Source organism: Vibrio sp. OPT46, from assembly GCF_015163535.1.
GTDB lineage: Bacteria > Pseudomonadota > Gammaproteobacteria > Enterobacterales > Vibrionaceae > Vibrio > Vibrio alginolyticus.
This window is the reverse complement of the sequence record NZ_JADDYG010000010.1, coordinates 51,985-57,997: the sequence shown is the minus strand read 5'-3', so window position 1 is coordinate 57,997 and position 6,013 is coordinate 51,985. Positions and strand designations below refer to the sequence as shown.

6 protein-coding genes are annotated in these 6,013 nt (G+C 45.8%); 4 read left to right on the top strand and 2 right to left on the bottom strand.

Annotated features, from left to right (window positions below; all coding sequences use genetic code 11):
- Window positions 1-615 (bottom strand): helix-turn-helix domain-containing protein (locus IQR33_RS32080; RefSeq protein ID WP_322631745.1); only part of this gene is annotated, 615 nt, incomplete at its 3' end.
- 125 nt (window positions 616-740) lie between these two features.
- Between IQR33_RS32080 and IQR33_RS01725 the strand changes: the two genes are divergently transcribed.
- The gene (locus IQR33_RS01725) at window positions 741-1,889 is read left to right on the top strand and encodes a PLP-dependent aminotransferase family protein (protein WP_017819834.1); all 1,149 of its coding nucleotides are present in this window, start codon (window positions 741-743) and stop codon (window positions 1,887-1,889) included.
- A gap of 411 nt (window positions 1,890-2,300) precedes the next feature.
- Window positions 2,301-3,329, top strand: a complete 1,029-nt coding sequence (locus IQR33_RS01720) for a hypothetical protein (RefSeq protein ID WP_025767965.1) — start codon at window positions 2,301-2,303, stop codon at window positions 3,327-3,329.
- Window positions 3,330-3,408: 79 nt separating this feature from the next.
- Here IQR33_RS01720 and IQR33_RS01715 read toward each other — a convergent pair whose 3' ends face one another.
- Window positions 3,409-3,735 (bottom strand): DUF4156 domain-containing protein, encoded by a 327-nt coding sequence (locus IQR33_RS01715; protein ID WP_025767966.1) that lies wholly within the window; start codon window positions 3,733-3,735, stop codon window positions 3,409-3,411.
- Between the two features lie 225 nt (window positions 3,736-3,960).
- Here IQR33_RS01715 and IQR33_RS01710 point away from each other — a divergent pair, with 225 nt between their 5' ends.
- Window positions 3,961-4,671 carry a lipoate--protein ligase family protein gene (locus tag IQR33_RS01710; protein ID WP_193837916.1) on the top strand — a complete coding sequence of 237 codons (711 nt, stop codon included), beginning with the start codon at window positions 3,961-3,963 and terminating at the stop codon, window positions 4,669-4,671.
- Between the two features lie 285 nt (window positions 4,672-4,956).
- Window positions 4,957-6,013 (top strand): DEAD/DEAH box helicase (locus IQR33_RS01705; RefSeq protein WP_193843453.1); only part of this gene is annotated, 1,057 nt, incomplete at its 3' end.

Sequence of the window (6,013 nt, the reverse complement as noted above, 5' to 3'; positions counted from 1 at the left end):
CGCCATACAAGCCACATAGCGACACTTATCGAGCTCGACCCAAGCGGGGTTGGAGTGATGCAAACCGTATTGAACCGAAAAGTCCCGATTCTCAGAGCTTGCCCACGCCTTCAAAATCAGCCACGCATTGCGAATGGAACGGCTATAACCCTCATGCCGCACATAAGCCGCAAAGCGTTGTGGAACCTCCATAATTTTAGGTTCTGGCAACTCGCGTTTCGCAACCCGATGATAACCCGCAGCCACTTCCGGATCTTTTAGATACGGCTTTTCTGCGACTTGTAAATCATGCTTTCGCCACGCACCAGGAGACATAGCGAACGTTGCTTTAAACGCTCGGCTAAAAGAAGATACCGAGCTAAAGCCGCACTTGTTAGCAATGTCTAACACCGATGAGCTGGTATCAAACATCAGTTGATTGGCGGCGTATTCCATTCTTGTGCGACGGATATATTGATGGACAGACTCCCCTACCACATCTTTAAAAATACGATGGAAGTGCTGTTCAGAATAGGCTGCTACATCTGCTAGCTCTTTAGCCGATAAATCTCTGCTAATGTCCTGGTGAATGTAAAACAGCACGTCATTGATTCTGGAAACTTGTTGATGGCTCACGGAGTAAACTTTCGCTTAAATAGCATAAATGGACATATTTAACAGCATAAATGGACACACCAAGCTTGGCAATTTACCTATACTATTTCTGACATAAAAAAAGACAATTACGAGAAGCACAGCACATGGAAATCGCACAGTCATTACAACAAACTAAGTCATCCTACATCCGAGAGATCCTCGCAGCAGCAAGCGATAAGAACGTCATTTCTCTTGCAGGTGGCTTACCGGACGAAAAAACCTTCCCGATCGACTTAATGAAACCGACGCTAGAAAACCTCGCGAATATGCCAGAGGTGTTTCAATATGGCGCAACAGCAGGCTACGCACCGCTACTTAATTTTTTGACCGATTATTACCAGCTGCCAGAATCTCATTTGGCGATGATCACAACGGGCTCTCAGCAAGGGCTAGATTTGATTGCGCGTGCGTACGTGAATCCGGGCGATAAAGTGGTGATGGAAGCACCGAGCTACCTTGGTGCTATGCAAGTATTCGGTCTAGTGCAAGCCAACATCGTGACCGTTTCACAAACCGAGTGTGGCCCAAACCTTGAAGAACTCGAACAATGCTTTGCCACGCAGCAACCAAAAATGTTCTACGCCGTACCCGATTTTCACAACCCAACGGGCGTATGCTGGGCGCTAGAGACTCGCCAAAAAGTTGCCGAGCTTTGTATCCAATACGACGTTGCATTCATTGAAGACGCACCATACCGTGAGCTGCGTTTTTCTGGTGAAGCACTACCGCTAGTTTCAGATTTCTGCCCGCAACACTCAATCGTATTGCGATCTTTCTCCAAAATAGCTTCACCAGGCTTGCGTATTGGTGTAGTTACGGGCAAAAGCAGCTACCTTGAGCCACTTATCAAAATTAAACAAGGTGCCGATCTGCACTCTAGTATTCCTATGCAAGCTTTGCTGCATGGTCTACTGCAACATGACAACTTCGAAACGCACATTTCAACCATCTGTGCTCTTTACAAATCACGTTACGATGTCATGTTTGCTGAACTGCAAAAACAGCTGCCAGAAAGTTGCGTACTCAAACCCGTCGATGGTGGTATGTTCGTTTGGGTCGAGATTCCAGAATGCGACACCTTCGAACTGGCGAAAAACCTTCTCGCAAACTGGGTTGCTGTAGTGCCGAGCCCGGTCTTTTATCCAGAAGGTTCAAAGGTAAAAGCCGCTCTGCGTCTTAACTTTACCAATGCTACACCAGAAGAACTGACGACAGCTGTCTCTCGACTCGCGGATGTCCTCAACACGTTGTAATTGAACGCGAGTGTAAGAACCTGCCTTTGAGATTCAAAAAAAGTCTCAAAGGCAGCATCAAAAAAGTTCCCCAAAAAAATTTATATTTTTCCTTCAAATCAACTCTCTACAGTAAGTGCCTGTTTTCTCTTGAACCTCTCACTCATATAAAAATGAGAACTCAATCACGTATTTGATGGTTAGAAAAGTTACGTCTATCTTTCAGTCAAAGACATCAACTTCGCAGCGTTAATGCTCTCAATTTCAGACACTTTATCAATCGTGGCTTAGCGGTTGATAAACGACTAAAAAAGCATCTGTGGGCATACCCACTACGAAGGGTTGACCAGAACCATTCTGAATGTCGCGAGCCAATCTTTTGATTGGCAATTACGTCAGTGAATCGCACCAAATGACAGAGGGGTTATCAGGATGAATACTCGAACCACGACTGGACTCGTCACCATCGGCTGGTCCGTTACACTTTCACTTTTTACCGCATTCGCCGTGTATGCCAATACGTCGCCAAACTGTAGTGACGTATTAGCGGGCAACACAACCGCCGCATCGCAAAAAATGATAGTTTTATTAGGCGAAGACATCACCAAATCTAACCGTATCACTACGGTGATTCCTGCCGAAAACAATCCATTTGTGACCGAAGAACTGGTTTCGGTTTCTAACGACGTATCGCCAAACGGTCGTCTTTCACAAAAGAGTTTGGAAGAGATTCGGAAAGTCCGCTCAAATCTAGAGAAAGCAGCACAGGAAGTAAGCCGATTACAGGGCACTTTTGAAGTGGCTTTAATCAGTTTGATTGATGGTTACTGCCAATTTTCTAATCATAAACGTACTCAACATGCCAAAATCGACTTTGACCATTTGGAAGGCCTCACTTTGTATTCAATCCCCGCTTTAATAGCAATGGTCGATCAGTCGTACTACATGGCAAAGAATCGAATCGCTAATGAGCAGAAACAGTTAAGCGACATTGAAAAAGAGAAACAGAGGCAGAAACAGCAAGCAACTGCGGCTGTAGCCGCTCGTTACCAAGACAGTAACGTACTTGTAAGAGTCGAGAACTTTGATGGCGCTAATGTGACATTTTCCGTTACTAACATTGGTTCACAAGGATCATTGCAACCAAATTTCAACTCGTTTAATGCATATCGCACAGAAAGTGGAGAATTAATCTACAAGTCAGAATCTTTATTACACCTGGCGGATACTGCAGGTAACACACTTGAAACAATGGGTATCGCTGAGCTCTCATCACAAGGTGGAAGTGACATATCGATCTCTCCTGGAGAAACCCGAAAATTCGTTACTAGCATTGCTTCAGAAGTCGCGCCACATACGCAGTTGAGCTTAGAGTTTCCAGCCAAAGTGCTTAATACTGAGCGAGACTTTACATTGTCGTTTTCTGATACATCAGCGGTGGCGACAGCAAACGTTAATTAACGCAAAGTAGCCAGTATTTGTAGAACGCATCAAAGACAGGCGAGCAGCGCCTGTCTTTCAATTATGATCAAGCCAATAGCTACTGTTTGCACTTGTAAGCATTTGCAAACATCGTCACTGACGTAGAAAAGCTCAACGGTTGATACAAGTACAAGGTATCTGCGCCTAAATCCGCCGCCTTGATGCGCATTTGGTTTAGCGTCCCCCAAACCATGTCTTTATCTGCATGAAGCCAGTAGTCGTAAAAGTGTCCTTCTGAGCCGATCACGGTACCCATTAGTTCACAGTTTTCAATCGCATTCACATTGTCCCAAAGCACCTGTACTTGCTCAGATTCTTGCGTTGGGAAAGTCACACATCCCGTTAATGATGCCGCTAACGCGAGAGTCATCACTCGCTTTTTCATACTTATATCGCCAAAATTTTTCATAGATGGCAGATTTTATGAATGGCTGATGTGATGACTAGCAAAAACTTTTTATCGCGTGTTCAAGCAAACTTAATGGACAACGGAAAAGATCCAAAAGGTGATCATGCAGCTAGCGAGCAAAAACCTAATAATCACAGACCTAGCAATAAAGCTGTATCTGAGATACAACAGTAATGATTAAATAGCCGCGAGGGATAGAGTTTGGTTGCTAAAAATAAGCTAATTCGCTACACAGCTACGGAAGTCGCTGATGCATTTGACAAAGAAGATGAGCTCATTAAACAAGTTCAGTCCAACCAACTCTCGCAAGTGCTATTGCTTTGGCAAGTAAAAAGTCCAACGCTCGTGCTTCCCGCGGGTAAGAAATGGCCAGTGTCTAATGAGTTAGAACATGCGTTAAATACGTCTGGCTGGAAGCTCTTTTCTCGTAAAACCGGTGGTGCCCCAGTCCCTCAGGTGCCAGGTATTATCAATCTATCCCACATTTACCACTGGCCAGAAGGCGAGCCTTACAATATCAAAAAAGCGTATCTCGATTTATGTGCGATATTAACGGTTTTCTTTAAACAGCTCGGCGTGAAAGTGGATGTTCATGCTACGCCTTATTCCTACTGCGATGGCGAGTACAACCTCAACATTGGCGGGCAAAAAGTCGTGGGAACCGCGCAGCGTGTTTTACTTAAAAAAGGCGGCGGACAAGTGGTATTGTCACAAGCATGCATTCTGATTGATGCCGACGTCGAGAAGATTGTCGAACCAGTACGAATGTGTAATCAGCTTTGCGGTCACAGCGATGATATTCGTGGTGATGTCCACACACCGCTCTTCCATCATGTATCCGACCGCCCATCGGGAGATTCGCTCTTTCAGCAATTGACGAGTGCGTTTTTAATGCATGCAAAAGCGGAGTAATGAAAGGAGCAAGCCTCCCCCACACTCCGAACAGCATTTGATAAACTAAAACTGCATGCCGTGATAACGATGTAAGAATGGGCATCGCCAACGTAAAACCATTCAATCGATCGACCAAACCAGTTATCAGTTTTGCCTGCCAAAAAGAAATGAGATCCAGTTCAAATATTTATCCATGACGGAATTAGTTGAAGCCTGCGCGTAAAAGCCTCAGAATGTCGCACTTTTCGCACCGATTTGTTTTCGGCGCGTTGTTATCTAACTCTACAATTGAGAATCATACATATGGGTTTTACCTCGTTAGGTCTATCTGCTCCAATCCTTAAAGCTATTCAAGAGAAAGGCTACGACACCCCTTCGCCAATTCAGGCAAAAGCAATTCCTGCTATTTTGGAAGGGAAAGACGTAATGGCAGCAGCGCAGACTGGTACAGGTAAAACTGCAGGCTTTACGCTACCGATTCTTGAGCGTTTATCGAACGGCCCTCGCGTTCGTGCTAGCCAAGTTCGTGCACTTATCCTGACGCCAACACGTGAGCTTGCAGCTCAGGTGCAAGAAAACGTATTTATGTACGGCCGTCATCTTCCACTAAGCAGTGCGGTTGTTTTTGGTGGTGTGAAGATCAACCCGCAAATGCAGCGTCTTCGCAAAGGTGCGGATGTGTTGGTCGCGACACCAGGCCGCCTGATGGATTTGTACAACCAAAATGCAGTGAAGTTCGACCAACTGGAAGTGCTAGTACTGGACGAAGCAGACCGCATGCTAGATATGGGCTTTATCCGTGACATTCGTAAGATCCTAGCTCTGCTACCTAAACAGCGTCAGAACCTACTTTTCTCTGCAACTTTCTCGGATGAAATCCGCGACCTTGCGAAAGGCTTGGTGAACAACCCGGTTGAGATTTCCGTTAACCCGGCAAACTCGACGGCGAGAACGGTTGAGCAAAGCATCTACCCAGCAGACGTGAAGAAGAAAGCACCGATGTTGGTTAAATTGATCAAAGACGGCGATTGGAAGCAAGTGCTGGTGTTTACGAAAACGAAACACGGCGCAAACCGTCTGGCGAAGTTCCTGATCGAACAAAATCTACCGGCTGCTGCCATCCACGGCAACAAGAGCCAAGGCGCGCGTACCAAAGCACTGGCGGATTTTAAATCGGGTGAAATTCGTGTGTTGGTCGCGACGGACATTGCTGCGCGCGGTATCGATATTCCTCAATTGCCGCAAGTGGTGAACTTTGAGCTACCTAAAGTGGCAGAAGACTACGTTCACCGTATTGGTCGTACTGGCCGTGCGGGCGAAGTAGGTAAAGCGATTTCACTAGTGTGCGCGCTAGAAGCAT